This is a genomic window from Paenibacillus piri (assembly GCF_004354045.1).
Lineage (GTDB): Bacteria > Bacillota > Bacilli > Paenibacillales > NBRC-103111 > Paenibacillus_S > Paenibacillus_S piri.
Genome location: NZ_SMRT01000015.1, coordinates 178,831 through 198,852, shown reverse-complemented (window position 1 = coordinate 198,852; position 20,022 = coordinate 178,831). Strand labels below are relative to the sequence as shown.

Annotated in this window: 16 protein-coding genes; 10 read left to right on the top strand and 6 right to left on the bottom strand. The window is 54.1% G+C overall.

Going from position 1 to position 20,022, the window contains the following annotated elements:
• Nucleotides 1-31: 31 nt before the first annotated feature.
• A complete protein-coding gene (ligD, locus tag E1757_RS26140) occupies nucleotides 32-928 on the top strand; it encodes a non-homologous end-joining DNA ligase (protein ID WP_133233726.1) in 897 nt (298 codons plus the stop codon).
• Between the two features lie 6 nt (nucleotides 929-934).
• Here the strand turns inward: ligD and cls are convergent, their stop codons facing one another.
• The gene (cls, locus tag E1757_RS26135; protein ID WP_133233780.1) at nucleotides 935-2,365 is read right to left on the bottom strand and encodes a cardiolipin synthase; all 1,431 of its coding nucleotides are present in this window, start codon (nucleotides 2,363-2,365) and stop codon (nucleotides 935-937) included.
• A 215-nt stretch (nucleotides 2,366-2,580) separates the two neighbouring features.
• Between cls and E1757_RS26130 the strand changes: the two genes are divergently transcribed.
• Genes E1757_RS26130 through E1757_RS26115 form a run of 4 tightly spaced genes read left to right on the top strand, consistent with a single transcriptional unit; the run spans nucleotide 2,581 to nucleotide 7,155 of the window.
• Entirely contained in the window at nucleotides 2,581-4,209 is a 1,629-nt protein-coding gene (locus tag E1757_RS26130; protein ID WP_133233724.1) for a spore germination protein, read from the top strand.
• A complete protein-coding gene (locus E1757_RS26125) occupies nucleotides 4,206-5,384 on the top strand; it encodes a Ger(x)C family spore germination protein (RefSeq protein WP_246079508.1) in 1,179 nt (392 codons plus the stop codon). Before E1757_RS26130 ends, E1757_RS26125 begins: the two co-directional genes overlap by 4 nt.
• Nucleotides 5,381-5,611 carry a hypothetical protein gene (locus E1757_RS26120; RefSeq protein ID WP_133233722.1) on the top strand — a complete coding sequence of 77 codons (231 nt, stop codon included), beginning with the start codon at nucleotides 5,381-5,383 and terminating at the stop codon, nucleotides 5,609-5,611. The genes E1757_RS26125 and E1757_RS26120 overlap by 4 nt, the downstream gene beginning before the upstream one ends.
• Before the next feature lie 38 nt (nucleotides 5,612-5,649).
• Complete coding sequence (locus E1757_RS26115) at nucleotides 5,650-7,155, top strand: GerAB/ArcD/ProY family transporter (protein WP_133233720.1); 1,506 nt, start codon at nucleotides 5,650-5,652, stop codon at nucleotides 7,153-7,155.
• 63 nt (nucleotides 7,156-7,218) lie between these two features.
• Here the strand turns inward: E1757_RS26115 and E1757_RS26110 are convergent, their stop codons facing one another.
• Entirely contained in the window at nucleotides 7,219-7,593 is a 375-nt protein-coding gene (locus tag E1757_RS26110; protein ID WP_246079507.1) for a hypothetical protein, read from the bottom strand.
• 80 nt (nucleotides 7,594-7,673) lie between these two features.
• Between E1757_RS26110 and E1757_RS26105 the strand changes: the two genes are divergently transcribed.
• Together E1757_RS26105 and E1757_RS26100 are read left to right on the top strand one after the other, a co-directional pair.
• Nucleotides 7,674-8,693 carry a peptidoglycan DD-metalloendopeptidase family protein gene (locus tag E1757_RS26105; protein WP_133233718.1) on the top strand — a complete coding sequence of 340 codons (1,020 nt, stop codon included), beginning with the start codon at nucleotides 7,674-7,676 and terminating at the stop codon, nucleotides 8,691-8,693.
• 187 nt (nucleotides 8,694-8,880) lie between these two features.
• Nucleotides 8,881-9,633, top strand: coding sequence for an HAD family hydrolase (locus tag E1757_RS26100; protein WP_133233716.1), 753 nt, complete (start codon nucleotides 8,881-8,883; stop codon nucleotides 9,631-9,633).
• Between the two features lie 206 nt (nucleotides 9,634-9,839).
• On the opposite strand, the gene E1757_RS26095 is transcribed toward E1757_RS26100, so the two are convergent.
• Together E1757_RS26095 and E1757_RS26090 are read right to left on the bottom strand one after the other, a co-directional pair.
• Nucleotides 9,840-11,579: a DUF4153 domain-containing protein gene (locus E1757_RS26095; protein WP_133233714.1), complete on the bottom strand. Its 1,740-nt coding sequence runs from the start codon at nucleotides 11,577-11,579 to the stop codon at nucleotides 9,840-9,842.
• Nucleotides 11,580-11,608: 29 nt separating this feature from the next.
• On the bottom strand, nucleotides 11,609-12,034 hold the full coding sequence (locus E1757_RS26090) for a hypothetical protein (protein ID WP_133233712.1): 426 nt from the start codon (nucleotides 12,032-12,034) through the stop codon (nucleotides 11,609-11,611).
• Nucleotides 12,035-12,212: 178 nt separating this feature from the next.
• Here E1757_RS26090 and E1757_RS26085 point away from each other — a divergent pair, with 178 nt between their 5' ends.
• The 3 genes from E1757_RS26085 to E1757_RS26075 all read left to right on the top strand — a co-directional run bounded on the left by E1757_RS26085 (nucleotide 12,213) and on the right by E1757_RS26075 (nucleotide 15,754).
• Nucleotides 12,213-14,018 (top strand): ABC transporter substrate-binding protein, encoded by a 1,806-nt coding sequence (locus E1757_RS26085; RefSeq protein ID WP_133233710.1) that lies wholly within the window; start codon nucleotides 12,213-12,215, stop codon nucleotides 14,016-14,018.
• Nucleotides 14,019-14,055: 37 nt separating this feature from the next.
• Nucleotides 14,056-14,547 carry a hypothetical protein gene (locus E1757_RS26080; RefSeq protein WP_133233708.1) on the top strand — a complete coding sequence of 164 codons (492 nt, stop codon included), beginning with the start codon at nucleotides 14,056-14,058 and terminating at the stop codon, nucleotides 14,545-14,547.
• A 184-nt stretch (nucleotides 14,548-14,731) separates the two neighbouring features.
• A complete protein-coding gene (locus tag E1757_RS26075) occupies nucleotides 14,732-15,754 on the top strand; it encodes a hypothetical protein (protein WP_133233706.1) in 1,023 nt (340 codons plus the stop codon).
• A 147-nt stretch (nucleotides 15,755-15,901) separates the two neighbouring features.
• Here the strand turns inward: E1757_RS26075 and E1757_RS26070 are convergent, their stop codons facing one another.
• Entirely contained in the window at nucleotides 15,902-18,145 is a 2,244-nt protein-coding gene (locus E1757_RS26070; protein WP_133233704.1) for a hypothetical protein, read from the bottom strand.
• A gap of 55 nt (nucleotides 18,146-18,200) precedes the next feature.
• Nucleotides 18,201-19,919 carry a hypothetical protein gene (locus E1757_RS26065; protein WP_133233702.1) on the bottom strand — a complete coding sequence of 573 codons (1,719 nt, stop codon included), beginning with the start codon at nucleotides 19,917-19,919 and terminating at the stop codon, nucleotides 18,201-18,203.
• Nucleotides 19,920-20,022: the final 103 nt, after the last annotated feature.

Sequence of the window (20,022 nt, the reverse complement as noted above, 5' to 3'; positions counted from 1 at the left end):
TACCGGCGATATTCCCGGGAGGTTATGCCCTATGGCTGTCGCAGCCAACAATAAAGCAACCGTCGTCGTCGAAGGCCACGAAATTACGATTTCGAACCCGAACAAGCTGCTGTGGCCGGAAATGGGCATCAGCAAAATCATGTATTTGGAGAAGCTGCTTATGCTCGCCCCTTATTTGCTGACTTACTGCAAGGACCGTTATTTAACGACGATCCGTTTTCCGAACGGATATGCCCATAAATCGTTTTATCAAAAAAACGCCCCCGAGCCGATCCCCCCATTCGTGAAGACGGCGATGCTCGAAGGCATTAACTATGTACATCTCGATTCGGTTCCGACTCTGCTGTGGCTGGGCAATTTGGCATGTCTGGAATTTCATCCGTCGTTTCACCGGATCGGCGGGCAGCTGCCGGAGGAATGGCTGATCGACATCGACCCGAGCGTAGATCCCGAGCCGCGCATTATGGAGGCCGCCGAACTGATCGGCGAAGCGCTGGACCGAATGAACATCCGTTCCGTTCCCAAAACGTCCGGCGCTACCGGGGTGCAAATTTATGTGCCTATCGATCGGGGGCGCGGCTATACGTTCGAGCAGCTGCGCAAAATCGGCCATTTTGTCGCGCAGTACTCGGTGCAGAAACATCCGCGGTTGTTTACCGTCGAACGTTTGAAAAAGGACCGCGGTTCTCTCATTTATATCGATTACCTGCAGCACTGGCACGGCAAGACGCTATCGGCCCCGTACACCCCGCGTGCACGCAAGGAGGCGAGCGTATCCACACCGCTCCGCTGGGATGAAGTAGCGCGCCGCTGCGACCCGCGCGAGTTTAACCTGCTGACGATCGGCAGCCGTCTGGCCGAGACGGGAGACTTGATCCGACAGGCCGCACCGCAAAACCTCGACCATGTCCTATCCTTTATAAAATAGACTGCTCTAAAACAACGGCGACAGCAGCCGTGCGACGATCTCCTTTCCTTTTTGCAGCTTGGAGCGCTGCTCGAACGTCTCGAGCTTCAGTTCCTTGCTCTCCTTCAAATCCTGTAAAAAATCCGCTTCCAGCCGCGCGATCGTCGCTTTGTCGAACAGCACGGCGTTCAGCTCGAAATTGCTGAAAAAGCTGCGCATATCCATATTCGCCGTTCCGACGGACGCCAATATTTCGTCGATGATCAGTACCTTGGCATGCATGAACCCTTTTTGATACGTATAAAACCGGACGCCCGCCTGCATAAGCTCTTCAAAGTACGACTTCGACGCATAATTGACGACTTTCGAATCCGTCTTCGACGGATAAATGATTCTTACATCGACTCCGCTGACGGCTGCCGTTTTCAAGCCCATACTGATGCTCGGGTCCGGCACAAAATAGGGGGTCGTAATATAAATCCGCTTCACTGCGGTTGTAATGGCTCCGAAATACATTTCCAGTATGGCATCCCAATTCGCATCGGGTCCGCTGCTGATGATTTGGACGCGTTTATTGCCGGTGTTATGGTGCTCGGGAAACATCTCCGGTTCGGTCAAGCGCTGGCCGCTTACAAAAAACCAGTCCGTGAGAAACGTGTACTGCAGGGAATACACGGCATCCCCTTCGAGCTGCAGATGCGTATCCCGCCAAAATCCCAGCTTCGGGTTGCCCCCAACGTACTCCTCGCCGACATTGATCCCGCCCAGAAATCCTATGACCCCGTCGACCAGTACAACTTTGCGGTGATTCCGGTAATTCATCCTTTTATCGAAGAAGGCGATCAGCGGCGGCAAAAAGATATACGTCTCCAAGCCCGCTTGACGGAGCCCTTCTATATAACTGTTCGACAGCTTGTAGCTTCCGACTCCGTCAAAAATACAGCGGATTTTGACGCCCTCGGCCGCTTTGCGAACGAGCACATCATAAAAGGCCCGTCCGATCTTATCGTCGCGGAATGTATAAAATTCAAAATGAATGTACGATTTTGCCTTCTCCAGCGCTTCCAGTATCGCCTCATATGCCTTATCGGCGTTGGTGAGCACCGTCACTTCGTTTTGCAGGGTGAAGGAGGAGCTCGGGATGTTATTCAGCAAAGCGAACAGCCTCGGCTCGTTGCAAATCGGATCCTGCGGCTTCCCTTCCCCGTCAGGTTGCGCGGCTGAATAAATGCGTCCCTCGTACAGCGGGTTGGGGGTACTGCGGAGCCGTTTGCGTCTGACCTTTTTATGCTGCGTATATTCCTTGGCCAAAAAATAATACATAATAAATCCAATTACCGGAAATATAAACAAAATGACGAGCCATGCCACTGTTTTGGACGGATACCGAAATTCATGCAGCAAAATCGTAATGATCTGAAATATAAACAGCAGCAGCGCGACGACGAGCCAAACGATTGCAGCCCTCCTCCTTTCTCCGGTTATGGAACGCTTCGTTCGTTCCGACATTCTACTATCTTTGACTTATCCGTCGAGGGCTATACCAATAAAAGCCTTTCGTCAAACTTCCGGCGCCGCTCCGTCCAAAGTAATAAATTTTAGATTTTCAGGAAAAATATACAGGAACCGTTATGCCGTGCCTTGGATCTTCAGGAAATGACCAGGAGGCTATCATGCTAAAAAACCGCAACCGGAATAAAAAGAAAGGCGACTCGACATCATCTCTGCAAAATCTCGACTATCACTTTGTGACCGAGTTGAAATCGGTGCCGATTTTTCTCTCGCTTGATGAAAATAAATCTTATTTGAACGAGCTTTTCAAGGATTGCTCGGATTTCGTCATCAGACAATTTGAAATAGAACGGAGCGTTAAGGCGACTATTTTCTTTATCGATGGCCTGGTCAAAAGCGAGCTCGTGAACGAAGCGATGCAATCTCTTATGATCCTCGAAGGAGAAGAAGAACTGCTGGACCGCATCATGGAGACGACGCTGCCGGTATCGCAAACCCAGCGGATCGACAATTACGCCGAGTTGCTGTTGTCGGTATTGAGCGGGGACACGGGGCTGATTGTGGAAGGCAATAATCAAGCGGTCGTGCTCGGAATACGCGGGGCCGAGCTGCGCTCCATCAACGAGCCGGAAACCGAGTCCGTCATTCGCGGTCCGCGCGAAGGTTTCGTCGAAAATTTGCGAACCAATACGTCCATGCTGCGCCGGAAGCTGAAAACCCCGCACTTGAAAATGAAAAATATGACGATCGGCAGGGAGAGCAACACCAGCGTTGTGGTGACGTATCTCCATGATATTGCCGATCCCGCCATGGTGGAGGAACTGGTAGGCCGGCTCGAAAAAATCGATATCGATGCCGTGCTCGAATCCGGCTATCTGGAAGAGTTTATCCAGGACTCGGCATTTTCCCCGTTTCCGCAGGTGCAGTATACGGAGCGGCCGGATATGGTTGCCGCCGGTCTGCTGCAAGGCAGAATCGGCATTATTGTGGACGGCACGCCGTTCGTCTTGCTCGTTCCGTTTGTGTTCATGGAGATTTTGCAAGCCAGTGAGGATTACTACGAAAGGTTTCAGATCTCGACGCTGATCCGCTGGCTGCGTTATATCTTTCTGGTGCTTTCCTTGCTGACGCCGGGCGTCTACGTGGCGATCACGACATTCCACCAGGATCTGCTTCCGACCTCGCTGCTCCTTTCCGTTGCGGCAGCGCGCGAGGCGATCCCGTTCCCGGCGGTCGTGGAAGCGCTCATTATGGAAATTACGTTCGAAGCGCTGCGCGAAGCGGGTATCCGACTGCCCAAAACGATCGGCTCGGCTGTCAGTATTCTCGGCGCGCTTGTCGTAGGTCAGGCGGCGGTGCAGGCCGGTATCGTTTCGGCGCCGATGGTTATTGTCGTATCCATAACCGGAATCGCCTCGTTTACGATTCCGAAATTTAACGGAGCGATTGCGATACGGATGCTGAGGTTCCCTATCATTATCGCCGCCTCCATCTTTGGCATGTACGGCATATTGATTACGGTCTTGCTCATTCTCGGCCACATGGCTAACCTGCGCTCCTTCGGCGTGCCCTATTTATCTTCGATCGGCCCGATGTCGTCAAGCGATATGAAGGATGTACTCATCCGCTCGCCATGGTGGACGATGAAGCGGCGGCCGTCGTTTATGCCGCTGAAGGATCCTGAACGGCTGGGTGGGGATCTCTCTAACGAAATTAAAGATCAGGGCGGGCAAACCGGATTGACCATCCCGCATAAATCTAAATCGCAAGAGGAGGATGATATCTTTTGATACGATACATCGCTCTTCCGCTTATTGCGGCTATCATGCTGTTGTTATCCGGCTGCTGGGACAGGTCCGAAATTAACGACGTCGCGTTTGTGCTGTCTACGGCCGTAGATTTGGAGAAGGACGGGAAAATCCGCTTTTCGGTATTGGTCCCACTTCCCGGAAAAATGGGAGGGCCCGGCGGGGGCGGGGGTGGAGGCGGTACGGGCGGGGAAAAAAGCTACTATATTGACTCCGAGATCGCGGAAACGTTCCGGGAGGCTCAAATGAAGCTGCAAAAACGGATGTCGCGGCGAATGTTTCTCGCTCACCGCAGAACCATCCTGATCGGCGAAAATTTCGCCAAAAACATAGGCATTCAATCGATTTTCGACGGTACGCCGCGCAGTCCCGAAAGCCGGATGTCGACCTATTTGATTATTGCAAAGGGCTACGCTTATGACCTGCTGGATGCCTCCCCCCGCTTCGAGCGCTTCCCGTCGGAGGCGATACGCGAGCTTGCCAAGGACCACACGGTTGCGGATATGAATATGAAAGACGTCGGCTTGCCCTTAAGCTCGTCAATCGGAGATCCGGTAGCTGTTTATATGGATATTAAAAAATCTCAAAAAGGCGAAAAACCTTCCAAAGAAGTCGAGGTGAAAGGCTACGCCCTTTTTCGCGGCGATAAAATGATCGGCACGCTGGAGAACGAGGAAGCGGACGGCTATTCATGGCTGCATAACTGGAACATTAAAGGGTCGGCTTCATTCAAGGTGGAAGGCGAGCATACCGTGACGATTAAGATTTTTGACACCAAGACGAGGATTAAGACTCGAATCAACAACGGGCGAATCGATTATTCGATTCATTCCGACGCCAGAGCGAAGCTGCTGGAGGACCGTTCCTTTTTCGATCTGAGTCAAACCAAAAATGTGAACGAGGTGGAGAAGGCTGCGGCCGATCACGTTAAAAAGTGCATTCAAGCGTTCCTTGACCGGTCGATCAAAACAAGCACGGACCCTGTTCAATTGGGGGCGTTCGTTTGGAGGGCCTATCCCGAACAGTGGGAGCAAGCGTTCAAGGGGGAATGGCCGCAAGCGATGAAAGACGCCAGCTTCTCCATTCATGTCGAAACCAAAATGATGGATACCGGGTTAATTTATGAAAACGTCACAAAACGGAGAGATGAAAAATGAATTCGCTATTTCTGGTCGCATTCGCGTTCCTCCTGCTGATGAATCTGTTTTTCGACGTTAAAAGGCTCCGTAAACAATATAAAACGATCAAACGGCTGTACATCGTGATATATACGCTGACATGCGGCATGTTCATATGCGTTTTGATGGATATTAAAATTCCGATGCCGACGCGTTATTTCATCGATCACATATCTCCGTGGGTATTTTCACTCGTTAACCGGTAAGAGCGGCAGCATCATATTACGGAACAGGCGGTGATAAAGTGGATCAAAAGCAAATTATTAATTACCGGCAATTCTCATGGCTTACGGCTTCGCTTTTAAGCGGGGGCGGAGTCGTCAGCATCCAGCAGGTGCTAATCCGGATCAACAGCGCCGACGCCTGGATGTCCTACACAATTCCCACCTTGTATGTCGCTGCGCTGAGCTATGTATTTTCCCAGATGGTCCGGCGGTTTCCGGGTAAAAATATATTCGAAATCACGAAAATACTGTTCGGCGGTCTGATCGGCACGATTGTCAATCTCATTTTGCTGGTTCATTTATGGCTTATCCTGATCCGCGATTTAAGCTCGTTCAGCAAATTTATCGGCATTACGCTGCTGCCCAATACGCCGGAGGAGATCGTGGTGATGCTGTTCGTCTGCCTGCTCTTGTATTACGGCAAAACAAGCGTGGAAGTACTGGCAAGGGTGAACGATGTCATGTTCCCGTTATTTGTCGTGATGATCCTGGTACTGCCGTTAATGCTCGTCAATGAGTCGGATCATCACTCGCTGCTGCCGGTAATGACCGGGAGCGTGAAAAATTTCTTGTCCGGCAATATGATCAGTATCGGCTGGTACGGGGATGTGTTTGTAATGGGCGCATTTCTGCATACGATATGGGAAAGCAAGCAGGTACAGGCGTCCATCCGTCATGGCGTTATTCTGGCCACGATGATGATCGGTATTTTTTTAGTGATGGATGTGCTTGTTTTGGGGCCGAACATGCCGAGCAACTTTTTATATCCCAGCTATAGTCTGGTGCAGCAGATTCATATTACCGACTTTTTGGACCGAATGGATTTGATCATATTGAGCGTATGGTTTCCGGTAACCGCCTGCGAAGTTATTCTCATCCATTTGGCGTTTATTACGGGGATCGCCAGTCTGGTCAAACAGCGGGATTACAGCTCGATCAACACGCCTGTCGTGCTGCTTCTGCTGCTGACGACGCTCCTTTCGTTCAATAGCACCACGGAAGTGTTCAGCTTCGGCCATTTCAGCTCGCCGGTCATTGTCCTCTGCTATCAGCCTCTGCTGTTTCTGCTGATTTGGCTGTTTTCGCTGCGGCATCCGGTTATCGAAGGGCGGCGGCCGCAGTCTGATGCCGCCAAGCAGCAAGCCGGTCAAGGGCAGCACGACCAGACGCAGCAGCAGGAAGGACAAGACCGGCGCTTGTCCGAACGTTCGGGAGCGGCCGAAGGCGGCAATCCGCAGCAAAATGAAGAAAGCGGCGGGAATCGGCCAGGCGGGAACCGGACTGCGCCGAATCAAGGCAATCCGGCGCGTCCCAAATTTCCGTCCTTTACGTTTCTAGCCTGGAAACGCTGCAGCAACATTCTCCTCCTCATGATTATCGTTTCCATATGTGCGGGGATGTGGTTGAGCAAGAAATATGCCGCCGTCGGGCTGACTTGCGCGCTTCTGTACGGATGCTGCCTGCTGCTTGCCGTTTGGACCTCGTCGATGGAGATGTACATGTCCAAGCAGCACCGGAAATGGTGAGTTGCTTAGGCCGGCTGGAATGCGCAGCGTTGAGCGTCGATGCTATGGCCGCTTGCCCTCGGCTCAACCCGTCTCTTCAATGCTGATCACGCGGGCCAGCGGAATCAGCACCCACTGCTTCGTACGTGCAGCTTCACGGGAAACGACCACTTCGGCAAAATCCGTTCCCACCTTCACCAGTTCCGCGGAGAAGCTGCCGCCGTAAGTCGTGCGCAGGCTGACGGACGCTGCTCCCTGCTTGCGCGGACCGTTCAGCAGAACGATTTCATGAAGCGTATGCGGAACGAAATATTGATCGCTAACCCGAATAAACCGTTTGCCGACCTTTTGCAGCATACCCGCTTCGCTGGCAAAACCTTCGGCCTGCAGCATTACTTCGTGTTTTACATGTTGGGCAAGACGATCCATCAGATTGATCCGGCTCGTTTTTAACGACAAGCGAAACCCTCCCTACCGCTTTATCCTGATTAGTTCCACTATATGACGGGAGCAATCGCAACATACCGAAAGGAGTTACCATGAGATTCAATTGGTTTCAAAATAAGCTCACCTTCGTCATCATTCCGGAGGCGGAGGCTCATGCAAGCGTTACGCGTGTAAAAATGTCCCGGGGCGCGCTTTGCGCCGCTTTATTGGGCATGATGCTGCTGTCGGCGACAGCGGCTTATTGGTATGGGGCCTCGTTCCATTCGGCGGCGGCCAAGCCTGCCTTCAAAGCGCATCGGTCGGATTCATTAAGCCGGCTCGAGCAGGATTTAAACGATAAAAACAAAACGATTGACCGACTGCAGCTGGAGGTATTCCAGCTTTCCCGGCAGGCAGCCGAAGTCCGGAGCCAAATCGAGCAGTTAAAGCAGTTAGAACATGAGCTGATGAAGCTGACCTCGAAGGGAGCCGTAAATTCGCAGGCGGCCTCCGGTGCGGCAGCCGACGCCGGCGTACAGCTGGCAGGCAGCAGCCGCATCGGCGGCATGAACGGTATGGGGGGGCCTCTGCATCCGGTGACGGCCCGACAGATGGGGATGCTGCTTCAAACGGCAGCCGGCAGCTTTACCGCATTGAAGCAGGAAATAGCCGAGCTGCAGCTGCGTTGGATGCAGTCCAAGCATGTGATGCTCGCCCAGCAGGAGCAGCTGCAGCGGATTCCAAGCCTTTGGCCGACGCGCTCGCACCGCGTTACATCCGCATATGGGTACCGTAAAGATCCGTTCACCGATAAGCCGAGCTTTCACCGCGGCATCGATATTGCCGGCAAAATGAACGATCCCGTCTACGCTTCCGCCAAAGGAACCGCTCTTACAGTCGGATATGATAAATTTCACGGTCATCATGTCGTGATTGATCACGGCAACGGCATGCGCACCTGGTACATGCATTTGAACGGCATTCTCGTGAAGCGCGGGGAAACGGTCGAGCGCGGCCAGCATATCGGCATGCTGGGAACCTCGGGCCGCAGCACCGGTCCGCACCTGCATTACGAGATCGTAAGCAAAGGAAAAAGCACCGATCCGTCATCCTATTTGCCCCGCTCCTCCTGACGGATCGGATGCCCGGCTTACGAGCTATGGCGTCCGGCGATATGATTTTCATGCGTCCCATGATATAATCAAGACAAGGATAATCGGCTTCGCCGTCCTTCAAGAACGAGCGCGATTGTCAAGGTTGTGCGAAGCAAAGTATAAATTGTTATACTTTTTATTCAATCAAAAAAGATGGAGCACTCCTATGAGTAAACAAACGATTTTATTTGATTTGGACGATACTTTAATTCACTGCAATAAATATTTTGATCTTGTCGTTGAGCAATTCGCGGATCAGATGGAAATGTGGTTTCATACTTATTCCATTCCGCTTGCAGATATTAAAAACAAGCAGGCCGAGATTGATTTGGCCCGCGTACTGGTCAGCGGGTTTGCGCCCGATCATTTTCCACAATCGTTCGTAGACGCCTACGATTATTTCTCCGAGATGACCGGAAGATCCAAGACGACCTACGAGATCGAACAGCTGATCGAGCTGGGCAGAGGCGTTTACGGACACGCTATCGAGCCGTATCCATACATGATGGAGACGTTAACGAAGCTTGAAACGGAGGGGCATGTGCTTCATCTGTATACCGGCGGAGATCCGGTCATCCAAATGCGCAAGGTGACGGAAGCCGGCCTGCTGCCCTTTTTTAGCGACCGCATTCATGTGGCGAGACATAAAACCGTCGAATTTTTGGAGGCACTGATTGGCAACTACGGGCTGAACCGCACTTCCACCTGGATGATCGGCAACTCGCTGCGCACCGATGTTACGCCCGCCTTGAAGGCGGGGATCCATTCGATCTTCATGCCGGCGCTTCAGGAATGGTCGTTTAATAATGTGGAAATCGATGCGGAGCCGCAAGGGGCATTTATCACGTTGAACTCGCTCCTCGATATTCCCGATGCCATACGGAACTATACGACGGGAGGCGGCGCCGTGAACGGCTGACCGGAATCTCAACGAATCGGACGAGAACGTATTTTCATTAAATGATTTGAAACGACTCTTTCTTATATGTGCGAGCCTGTGTCCACGTACACCCGGCTCGTTTTTTTGCTTTCATCGCAGTGTAGTCCTGTATGCCAATCATACTGCTACCCGAACGGCTCGTCGTGTTTTGTCGATTCAGGCCTGCAGGACGGATTTGCGAGCAGTTAGCCGTCAAGCTGCCGCAGCGCTTGGGCCGCTCTCCATTTGGATACGTTGAATGAAGTCCACGAAGCATTTCTTTCACTGCTCAGGCTGTCTTTGATCGACAGCAGCGCCTCTCTCGTTCCCCCGACTTCCGGGTGGCTGCTGTGCAGCTTGATTAAGTAAGGCACCGCTTCATAGCCGAGCGACCCAAGATAACCGGTATCGATGCGGCCGGTTGCTTCATAACGTTGAATATTAAGGGAAGCAATCATGCCGTCGACTTGCATATAATTGAGCAGCACATAAGAAGCGACCGCCGCAATCAAGTACGGCTTCATCAGCCGGAAGCGATCGTTCCATACCTTAAACAGCGCAATCGCAAACAGCAGCAGCAAAAATATCATAAACGCATGGACGAGCACCCGCGTCACCGTAAAGCCGTACGCCTGCTCATACATCGACAACCGGAAATAAGCGGAGCACAGCATGACGCCGGTACAGCCGACGAGCATCGCCAGCAGCGATTTCAGCAAGCGGTTCATCGCCGGAGCCGAGCGGTCGACGCTATGCAGCGTCACCATCAGCAGCGTAAAATTGATCACGGTTACGACGACCAGCTCGGCAAATCCGCGGCGGGCGTATTCCGCATACGTAATCCCTTCAGGCAAAGAGGCTGAGCCTCCGGCGAAAAAATACGAAAATTGCACGACCGCAAACAGCACGTAAACTGCGTTCATGATCACCAAAATCGTAGCCATCATCGTCGCATCCAGACGAATCGGCTTCGATTCCGTCCGTGGATACATGTGAGCATGCAGTGAAGCAGGGTCGGCTGGCTGCGAATCGGCATGAGCGTGCCGTTGAGCGGGATCGTCCGGCTGCGAATCGGCGTGAGCATACGGCTGGGCGGGACCGGCCGGCTGCAGCCGGACAAGCGAAACAGGATGTACGGATCGTGCGGTTCCGTCGGCTGACCGCGAATCGGCATCAGCGTACAGTTGAGTGTGAACGCCCAGCTGCAGCATCGGCGCCTCCCTAGGCGCTTCCCGCTCCCCGCCTCGCATCGGCTCCGCCGGTCTGAGCAAGCCGTATACATAAGCGAATATCGCGGTTGCGACAACGGCAATCCAGCCGATGCGCAGCAGCAAGGTCATGAGCTCAAGCTGCTGCAGCAGCCAGGGCAGCTTCGCAAGCAGCCGGTTGAATACGGTGTCCGCCGAGGCAAGCAGCGTTCCCACCAGGAGCAGCAGCGGCAGCGAAACGAAAACGCCCGCCAACACTTTCCACAGCTGGGAGGAACGGTCGGCGCTAAGCTTGCCGGTCAAAGCCGTCAACGTCACCTTGACCGGCAGCGGCACATGACGAAGGGTGTGTATGAACAGCTGCTCCAGCGCCGCTGCAGCCATACCTTTTTCATACCAGCGGACTGCCGGCCGGCGGATCAACCAAGTGGTATGAACAACCGCCATACATGGAATCAGCAGCGCATTCAGAAATGCGAACAGCAGGTTCGTATAAGCCGTATACGTTAACGACAGCAGAGCAATCGGCAGCAGCATCAGCAGCGAAGCGTCGAAACGCAGCTCGCTCCGCTCCTTGACCGCCCAATAAAAATACATGTAAAACGCCAGCATAAAAATCGGATAGGAAATTCCCCAAGCTTGACCGTAAAACAGCAAATGGTGCAGCCCTCCGCACAATAGGGCTCCGAGCAGCAGCAGCGAATCCCGTCTCGTTGCGGCGATGTTATGGACCGTCATATCGGAATGTACCTCCACGTCCTGTCAATTTAATGAAGCCATTGCTCCGTAAAATGGCGAAGCCGCTCGCCGATGGAGCGAATATAGACGGCAGCGCGTGCGCGCAGCTCATGCCTCTCCTCTATGGAAAGCGGCGCCGGCTTTACGGCAAGCAGCGCGAGGTGCAGCAGCCGGCGGTCCGCCTGCGGATCCCGTTCCGGCAATGCCCGTACGATCTCTTCCTCGGGCGCAAGCAGCCAGTCTTGGGCCGCGGCGTCCTTCACAGGAAACGGCTGGATACTGGCGGGCGGGAACATCATCTCAAGCTGCAGTCCGGCATAAAAGAGCACCGTGCGCGCCACAGCCGGCATATCCTCGGCATCGATTGCTTGCTCGGATTCGTTGGCGAATTGTTCCGCCCAATGCAGCTGCAGCGGACTGAAGTCGGTATGAACAAACGAGTTTTTATTATTCATGGATATCGATTCCTCCTGTCTTGTTATGCCTTTTTCGAGCAGCCTGTTTCCCTCCTGCGGTTGGTGTCGAATCTTATTGTAGACGATAAAACAGGAATAAAAAGCGCAAGTTTGTAAATGGAAATTTCCTGTTTTCGCATCCGGAAAACGGTTATGCTTAAGAAGGTGAGGTGAACCTATGAAACTGGCCAGTCATTATATTCGTTTGCGGGAAAAACTCCCGCATGTCGGCGAGCACCATGATTACGAGCTGATGCTGGACGATCTGGCGGCAATGCTCGATTGTACCCATCGCAATGCGGCGATAATTTTAAATAAAATGGACAAGCAAGGCTGGCTGCGCTGGCAGCCCAAACGGGGACGAGGCAACAAGTCGATTGCAACGTTTCTTGTACCTGCCGAGGATGTGATTCTGCTGCTGGCGAAAGAGCTGGTCGAACGGAAAGATTTGCGCGGCGCATTGGAGCAGATGAACGTATCGTCCATCCCCGATTCCTTGAAAGACCATTTCCACAGCTGGCTTAACGGCTATTTCGGCTACAGCAGCGAACTGCGCGACAGCAAGCGGTTCGATACGCTTCGCTTCCCGCTGACGCAGCCGATCGTATCGCTGGACCCGGCGTTCACGAATTTTTCCGCCGAAGGGCATCTCGTCAACCAGCTGTTCGACAGCCTGGTTCGGTACAACCGGCTTACGCAAACTGTCGAGCCCCACCTGGCTCATTCGTGGGAAACCGATGCGGCGCGCAGCTCATGGACGTTTTATTTGCGCAAGGGCGTGCAGTTTCATCACGGCAAAGAGTTGGCGGCCGAAGATATCCGCTTTACGCTGGAGCGGCTCAAGCAGTCGTCCGCCCGCTCCTTGTACAGCTGGGTTTACCGGCAGATCGAGCGGATCGACATCAGCGATCCGCTGACGTTGACGGTTCGCCTGGCGGAACCTAATGAGCTGTTCACGCAGTTTATAAGCACCAACCGCGCCTCCGTCATTCCTGCCGACGCCTACGAGCATGGCGAGGAGACGTTCGCTCGCGCTCCCGTCGGCACCGGTCCGTTCAAGCTGACCTATCATGATTCGTCCATGTGCGTGCTGGACGCATTTCCCGCTTATTTCCAAGGCAGGGCGCATCTCGACCGGGTGGAGCTGTGGCATGTGCCCGATATGCAGGAGCAGGACCGGTTCCGCACACTGGAAAGCTTCCAGATCATCCACAATTACCGGATGCCGGGCGAAGCGGAAAGCGCCTGGCAGCAGGTGCAGCAGCAAGTTTCGACCTGTAAATTCGTAACGGTCAATTTGCGCAAGCAGGGGCCGTTGAAGGACCCCGCGATCCGCGAAGCGGTATGCCAAGCCGTGAAGCAATGCAAAATGCTGGAGCTGCTGGACGGTGACGCCGTGTACGCCGCCGACAGCTTCACCCGGCATGAAGCGGTGCAGCCCCCGGCTTTGGAGCCTGAGCAGGTGCGCGAAAGCATTCGGCAGTCCGGCTATGCCGGCGAACAGCTCGTCCTGTGCACGATCCCGCATTATGAACGGGATGCGCTGCTTGTGCAGACGGCGCTGCGGGATGCTGGCGTCGCTTCCCAGGTCGTCCTCCTGCCCATGGAGGAATTCAAAGGGGACCGGCGGCTTGCGGCCGATCTGCTGTTGTTTTCGATCATGCTCGACAACGACGTGGAGCTGCGGCTGATCGATTTGTTCAAGAGCATGCAGTTCCATTTGGAGCCGGCCAGCAAGGCGGCCGTCGAACAGTTCATTGCGGCGGCGCTGCGGGAGCCCCATCGGGATGGCCGCGCCGGACTGCTGCATAGCATCGAAAGACGGCTGCATGACGAGCATGTGCTGCAATATTTATATTTCAAGCGGCTCAAAACAACATATCATTCCTCGGTAAAAGGCATCTCCCCCGACTCGCTCGACTGGGTACAGTTTAAAAACATTTGGTTCAAGCCATATTCGGAGGGCGGCGTGAATAAAGTATAAGAAACTAAATTTACCTCACGTCGAAGGGAATGATTCCATGCCTCGAAAAACGCAGCCCTTGCTTTATCGCGACGATACGTACGGGTTCACGCTGACTTTTCCCCGCTGGTGGAAGCCTTATACCGTGCTGAAAAAAAAACGGATGGACCGGGATACCGAGTATGAGCTTCATTTCCGGTTTAAATATAAGGGAAAGGCATATGGCGATATTTTTACGGTGCTGGTGTTTCGAATGACGCGCAAGGAATGGATCGAGCAAGGCTATGAGGATTCGCCTCTCGTGTATATGGGCGAATCGGGGGGACGCGTATTTGCCTACATGACGCCGGAAGAGCTGCCGGCAGCATTTGTCGACCCGAAGACAGGCGATTATAATTATAAGAAGTACGGAAACGCCATTCGCCTGCTCAAACGGATGGTCAATCAAGACGTGCCCCGAATCGCACAAACGCTTCGCTTTCCCGCTGTGCTGCCAAAAAACCACCCTGTCCCGCTGCGTTCCAAAAAAGTCTGGCCTTGCGGCAGCTGATCGTCCCAACTGATCGGAACGGTTATCCTGTATGGTTACAGCTTTCGAAGATGGGTCGAAGGATTATACTGGAAAGCAATTGTATCGAAAAGCTATTATACTGAATGAATGATCGAATCCAACTAACAGGAAAGGGATAAACCAAGCCCAAGGAGCCGCGCATATATAGGCAAACCGATAGGACATGGCACCGGTTATCGTTCAAGTCGGTGCGGCTTTGAGCGACCAAGCCCGCGGCACAGCGATCGCAGCTGCCGCTGCGCCAAACGTTCGGCAGCTCCGGCATTTAAGCGGCGACGGTTTTGATAACGGTGATCGGATGACATCCTGCCTGACTCTGCTTATTCTCTTATTCGCCAATTTCGCCCCGACCGTCGTGACGACCATCGCCACACCGCCTTCCACCAACATGAAAGCGACATGGCTGTGGGATACCTCGCTCATTCATACGAACGACAGCCGCAATTCCGTGCTGCAGTTTGCCAAGGAGCAGCGGGTTACGCGCATCTATGTACAGATCGACCCGGCTTTGGACCCGGGTGCCTACCGCACCTTCATCAAGGGCGCTTCCGCCGCCGGCATTCAAATCCATGCGCTGGATGGCGCTCCGGACTGGATTGCGCCGGATCGGCGGCACCGGATCAGCGATACGGTAGATTGGGTAAATCGGTTTAACAATGCCGCTTTGCCGGAAGAAAGATTTACCGGCATTCAAGTTGATATCGAGCCTTATACACTGCCAGAATGGAATACGAACCGCGACACGGTGGTGCAGCGCTGGCTTGATACCGTCACGTTATTTGCGGCAAAGACGAAATCGTCATCGTCCTTGACCGCCAGCGCCGCCCTTCCGTTCTGGCTCGACGAAATACCAATGTCCGGCAGCGGCAGCGGCAGCGTCTCGTTGATGGAAGCGATGATGCGGCAGCTTGACGAAGTGACGCTTATGTCTTACCGCAATCAGGCGAAAGCGCTGGCGGACATCGCCCTTACCAAGCTTGAGCTTGGTGACCGGCTCGGCAAAAAGGTGTCCGTCGGCGTGGAAACGAACTCGACGAAGGAACCCGCCTTTATTACCTTTTACGGGGAAGGGCGAGCACGAATGGAGATCGAGTTGTTGTCGATCGACAAGCTGCTGAGGAACTACGCTTCCTATGCAGGCGTCGTGATCCATGATTACAGCGGCTGGCGCAAATTAAAAGAGTAGCGGGCTTGCTTGCAGCAATCCGCTACTCTTTTATCTTTACTTTGCTTCGCACAACCTTGATAAACGTGCTCGTCCTCGAAGGACGGCGAAGCCGTTTATCCTTGTATCCGGCAGCCAGCGCCGGATTAAAGCCGCTGGCGCACTATGTTAACGGAGTTCCTTCGGCGGGCGTGGGGAACCGAATGCTTCTTTCAACACATCATAGCTTTTTTTGAGACGTTCGTGGTACTCGGGCTTTTCCCAATGGTTCCACTTATAATTAAGCGGCTCGACGGGCCCGGAGGCCGTCTCTGATCCGTCGCCTTGCGTTTGCAAATGCGGCTCGATCTTGATCGATTTCGCCTCCACCATTTTGAGCGCCTTCGCTTCATAAGGATAGCGCCATACCTGCCCTGTGCTCGGGTCGGTAAATCCGAGCAGCATCCATGGAATGCGGATTTCCATGACAGGTCCTTCCGCATACCAATCGGCCAAACTGTTGTACTGATCGCTGGCCGGATCGGTAATCCCCTTGTTCAGCACCCCGATCTCCACATCCTCGAAAGGAATCGTCTGCCCGGTCTGCGGCAGCTTCAAAGGCTTGCTGACAGGCAGCTTCCACGGTAAAAAGATACCGTTGTTGTCTTGTCCCCACTGCTCTTGCCACGGCATCATTTTTTGAACCGAGCCGTACAGCCACGTGTGCTGGTCATAGGCGCTGTTGACGAATATATGGGCGTCATCGTCCGCTTTCAGCCGCAGGACGAATTCCTGTCCGGCGCTGAAGGTGACTCCCGGCACCCGGTCAGCCGACTTGCTTCCGCCCGGCAGCGTATCGAAGCCGATGGCCAACGTTTCTTTGCCCGGCTGCCAGGCGGTGCCGTCCTTTTTCTGCAGCAGTAAATAGACGTAAGCTTCGTCGTGGGAAGCCGTCAGACTGAACCCCGGATACATCTGGGTAATCTTGTCTTTGCGGCGGTTCCAGTCATCCATTTTCCCATCCAGCATAATTTGATCGTCCGGCGATTTGCCCGCTTCTACGGCAACCACGCCGAAGTGCTCCTCATTGGTCAGCATGTTCCGCCAAAACGGACGGCGGGCCGCAGGCGCATCCAGCTCCGTTGTGTTCCAGGTAATTTTAAACCATTCGTCGGCCCAAGCGAACAGCAGAGCACCGTCGTAGCCTTCATTGTAAATGCTGTTGTACAGGTCGGCGTCGATTTTACCCTGCTCCTCTTCCGTGTGCATCCCCTGATTGCGTCCGAGCGGGCCGAAATGAGCCATCCCGCGCGAGCTCGGAACGCCGTATTCGGCGACAATGAGCGGAATGCCTTTATGATATTCGCGCAAATCGTGCAAATAGCCGGCATACGGATTGACTTGCCCGCTTGCGTCTTTATAGGTTTGATATTTTTCCTCGTACCGTAAAAAATCGGGGTAATACGGGTATACGTGATAGGAGGCGAAATAGCCCGCTTTCCAGTTGCCGGCCGGGGCAACGTGCATCGGATCGACCGATACCAGGTCTTCATTGTCCGACGGCTCATTCGGATGCTGCAGCGGGTCCGTCGTCACCCAATTCGTAAACGAAACCGGGTGCTGCCAGCCATACTTCATTTCCTCCTGAGCGAGCGTGTCGAGCATTTGCGCCAGCCAGCTTTCGAACGGCGACGCCTCCGCGTCCGCTTGAAAATAGTTGCCAGCGAACGGCTTCATCTTGCCGGAGTGCGCATCGTTCGTCGTTTTGACGACGTGGGGGTCCCATTCCGTACCGACCACCCAGCCGACCAAATAAGCGGAGACATCCGTCGTAAATGAGCCTGAGGCATGACCGGGCCTGGTCTTCCGTTTCAAATCTCCGTGAACCGCCTTGACGACGTCGCGAATTTCGTTCTGGAACACCTTGACTGCCTGATCGGCCCAGGCATCTCGCGGCCTTCCGTCCTTATCCATCAGTTCCTCATCCGGCGACCAAACCCCCTGGAAGAAATAAAGCGGCTGTTTCTGGCCGCTGTTAAATTCCGCCAGCGCCTCGTAGAAATAAGGAGGCAGTATCGTATAAACGCGAAGAACGTTGACGTTCATCGCCTTCATTTGGGCGAACCAGCGCAAATAATCATCCTTGCTCGGGCTCAGCTCGCCCGGAGCATGGCCCGGGGTTGTCGCGCCGAGATTGACGCCGGACCAAAATTGCGGCTTCCAGGCGCTCCCGTCATAAACCGCCAGACGTCCGTCTTGAACGGATGCGATTTGTTTGATTCCCTGCTCTTCATGAATCGGCTGGGAGACGGCCAGGGCGGCTCGGGATCCCCCTGGACCTTTATCCGGGATGACAAAAATCCAAATAACGACGCATATGGCGGCAAAGGCCAACACCCCCAGCACAATCCGAATGATTTGATTTGACTTCATAACGGGCAGGTCTCCTCCTCTGCTTCCATCCATAACCTTTTATCTTCTCTGCTCTTTATTTCTTTTGAGCCAGCGCATCCTGTTTGACGCACACCGATGTTCCCGACTTCATCAGCGTCAGCTTCTCCTGCCGGTCGCCGCATTCGAGCGGATTTTGCTCTTTGAACTGGATGCCGAGCGCTTTAAACCGCTCCTGGTTCGACCAGCTGTACGTGAACTCGGCCGGCAGCGGAGAGGAAGCGGAGAGGGTCTGCAGCTCCGTCAGCTGCGACCGCAGCGTCTGATTCCACGTCCATTGGTGGTATGTGTAAGTCGCGCTGACGAGAATGACATTGGCGGCGATGACGCCGGTCAACGCCCAGCTTGCGCCGGTCAGCAGACGGCTGCCCTTCAGGCTGAAGCCCAGCCAAGCGCAAAGCAGCGGCAGCAGCCACAGCTGCGGCACATAGCGGGCCCACCAGGAAGCCGGGTTCACGAATGCGGAGGCGGCGATGATGATCATAAGGCCAAGAGCGGCCAGCGAAAGGCCCGGCCGCTTCCAGAAAGCAAGCAGCAGCACCAGCAGCGAGAGCAGCAGCACCCCGCTGAACAACGGACCGAAGCCGGAAACGGCGACATCGGGGTCGCCCATGGCGATCAGCTCATTTTCCGTAACGGTAAACGGCAGCTTGGTCACCGTCGATTTTTTCTCCGTGCTGTTGCCCGTCGTGACCGCAAAGTAAGAGTGAATCGCCTGATCGAAGCGGCTCATCGCTTCCAGATTGCGCGGCGTGAAGTTTTTCACGACATCGATGGCGTCTTCGCCTGCCAGCGGATACAGCGGATTCCCCATTCTGATCGTATTCGTGACATAAGGGTTATAGCCGATCAGCAATACGGCGAGCAGCGTGCCGGACGCCCCGATGATGACCAGATGCTTCAGACGGGTAAACTGCTCGCTCATATACAAAGTGATCAGCAGTCCGACGGTCAGCACCCCGGCATACGCGATCGCTGTAAACTTGATGTTGATGGCGAACACCATCGCCGACGTATAGGCCGACAAGAGCAGCCAGCCGGGACGCGCAAAAATGAGAAAGCCTAGCGCCACCATACAGAGCATCATGGAGGCCAACAGGCCATCCACATAATAGCTGAACGCCTGGTAGACGCTGACCGGATTGAATGCCAGCAGAACCGCCACAATGACCGCCCTCCATGCATACCCGGCTTGGCCGGTTGTCGCTTCCTCGCTTTTGGCCGGGCGCAGCGTAAACAACGCCCCCAGGCTGAGCAGCAGCGAGGCGGCGATGGCCAGAAGATTGATCGCCTTGCTGTGCTCGATCAGACCGGTCGCCTTGTACAGCACGGCGGATGCCGTCTCCGAAGCCCGGGCATAATGGTTAACCCAGACCGAATGTCCGGTCGGTTCGTGGATCGGCTCGTCGTACACCGGATTCCAGCCGTTATCCAAATAAATGACCGACTCCTGATGATAAGCTTGTCCGTCATAGGACAGATCGTAGAAAGAACCGCTGACCCAGAAACAGACGCCGAACAGCAAGCATGCCGCAACGACCGACTCGGCAAACAGCCTCAGCGGACGCTCCGCCTGAATCATTTTGGCCGACAGCCATGCGGTTCCAACCGCAAGTCCGGCCGCTATCCATATATGGAATATGGTGATCGGAATGTGTGCCACAAATAAAATCGTAGGTACAAATAACGCTCCGGCAATAAACAGCAATAAGGTCATGCCGGTTACAATGCTAAACGCTGCCAATCGGTTTCTCATAACCTAACGCCTTCCCCCATGTATAAAATAATAGCCGCCGTATGATGTTCAGCGGTAAAGCCCGCAATTGCGCCTTCCGGCGCCAGACTCTCCGCGGCAGCCA

Excerpts from the sequence above, each read along its gene's own strand:
- E1757_RS26070 (WP_133233704.1), bottom strand. The coding sequence starts at position 18,145 with ATGAAGTCAAATCAAATCATTCGGATTGTGCTGGGGGTGTTGGCCTTT.
- ligD (WP_133233726.1), top strand. The coding sequence starts at position 32 with ATGGCTGTCGCAGCCAACAATAAAGCAACCGTCGTCGTCGAAGGCCAC.
- E1757_RS26075 (WP_133233706.1), top strand. The coding sequence starts at position 14,732 with ATGGCACCGGTTATCGTTCAAGTCGGTGCGGCTTTGAGCGACCAAGCC.
- E1757_RS26080 (WP_133233708.1), top strand. The coding sequence starts at position 14,056 with ATGCCTCGAAAAACGCAGCCCTTGCTTTATCGCGACGATACGTACGGG.
- E1757_RS26065 (WP_133233702.1), bottom strand. The coding sequence starts at position 19,919 with ATGAGAAACCGATTGGCAGCGTTTAGCATTGTAACCGGCATGACCTTA.
- E1757_RS26085 (WP_133233710.1), top strand. The coding sequence starts at position 12,213 with ATGAAACTGGCCAGTCATTATATTCGTTTGCGGGAAAAACTCCCGCAT.
- E1757_RS26100 (WP_133233716.1), top strand. The coding sequence starts at position 8,881 with ATGAGTAAACAAACGATTTTATTTGATTTGGACGATACTTTAATTCAC.
- E1757_RS26090 (WP_133233712.1), bottom strand. The coding sequence starts at position 12,034 with ATGAATAATAAAAACTCGTTTGTTCATACCGACTTCAGTCCGCTGCAG.
- E1757_RS26095 (WP_133233714.1), bottom strand. The coding sequence starts at position 11,579 with ATGACGGTCCATAACATCGCCGCAACGAGACGGGATTCGCTGCTGCTG.
- E1757_RS26105 (WP_133233718.1), top strand. The coding sequence starts at position 7,674 with ATGAGATTCAATTGGTTTCAAAATAAGCTCACCTTCGTCATCATTCCG.
- E1757_RS26120 (WP_133233722.1), top strand. The coding sequence starts at position 5,381 with ATGAATTCGCTATTTCTGGTCGCATTCGCGTTCCTCCTGCTGATGAAT.
- E1757_RS26130 (WP_133233724.1), top strand. The coding sequence starts at position 2,581 with ATGCTAAAAAACCGCAACCGGAATAAAAAGAAAGGCGACTCGACATCA.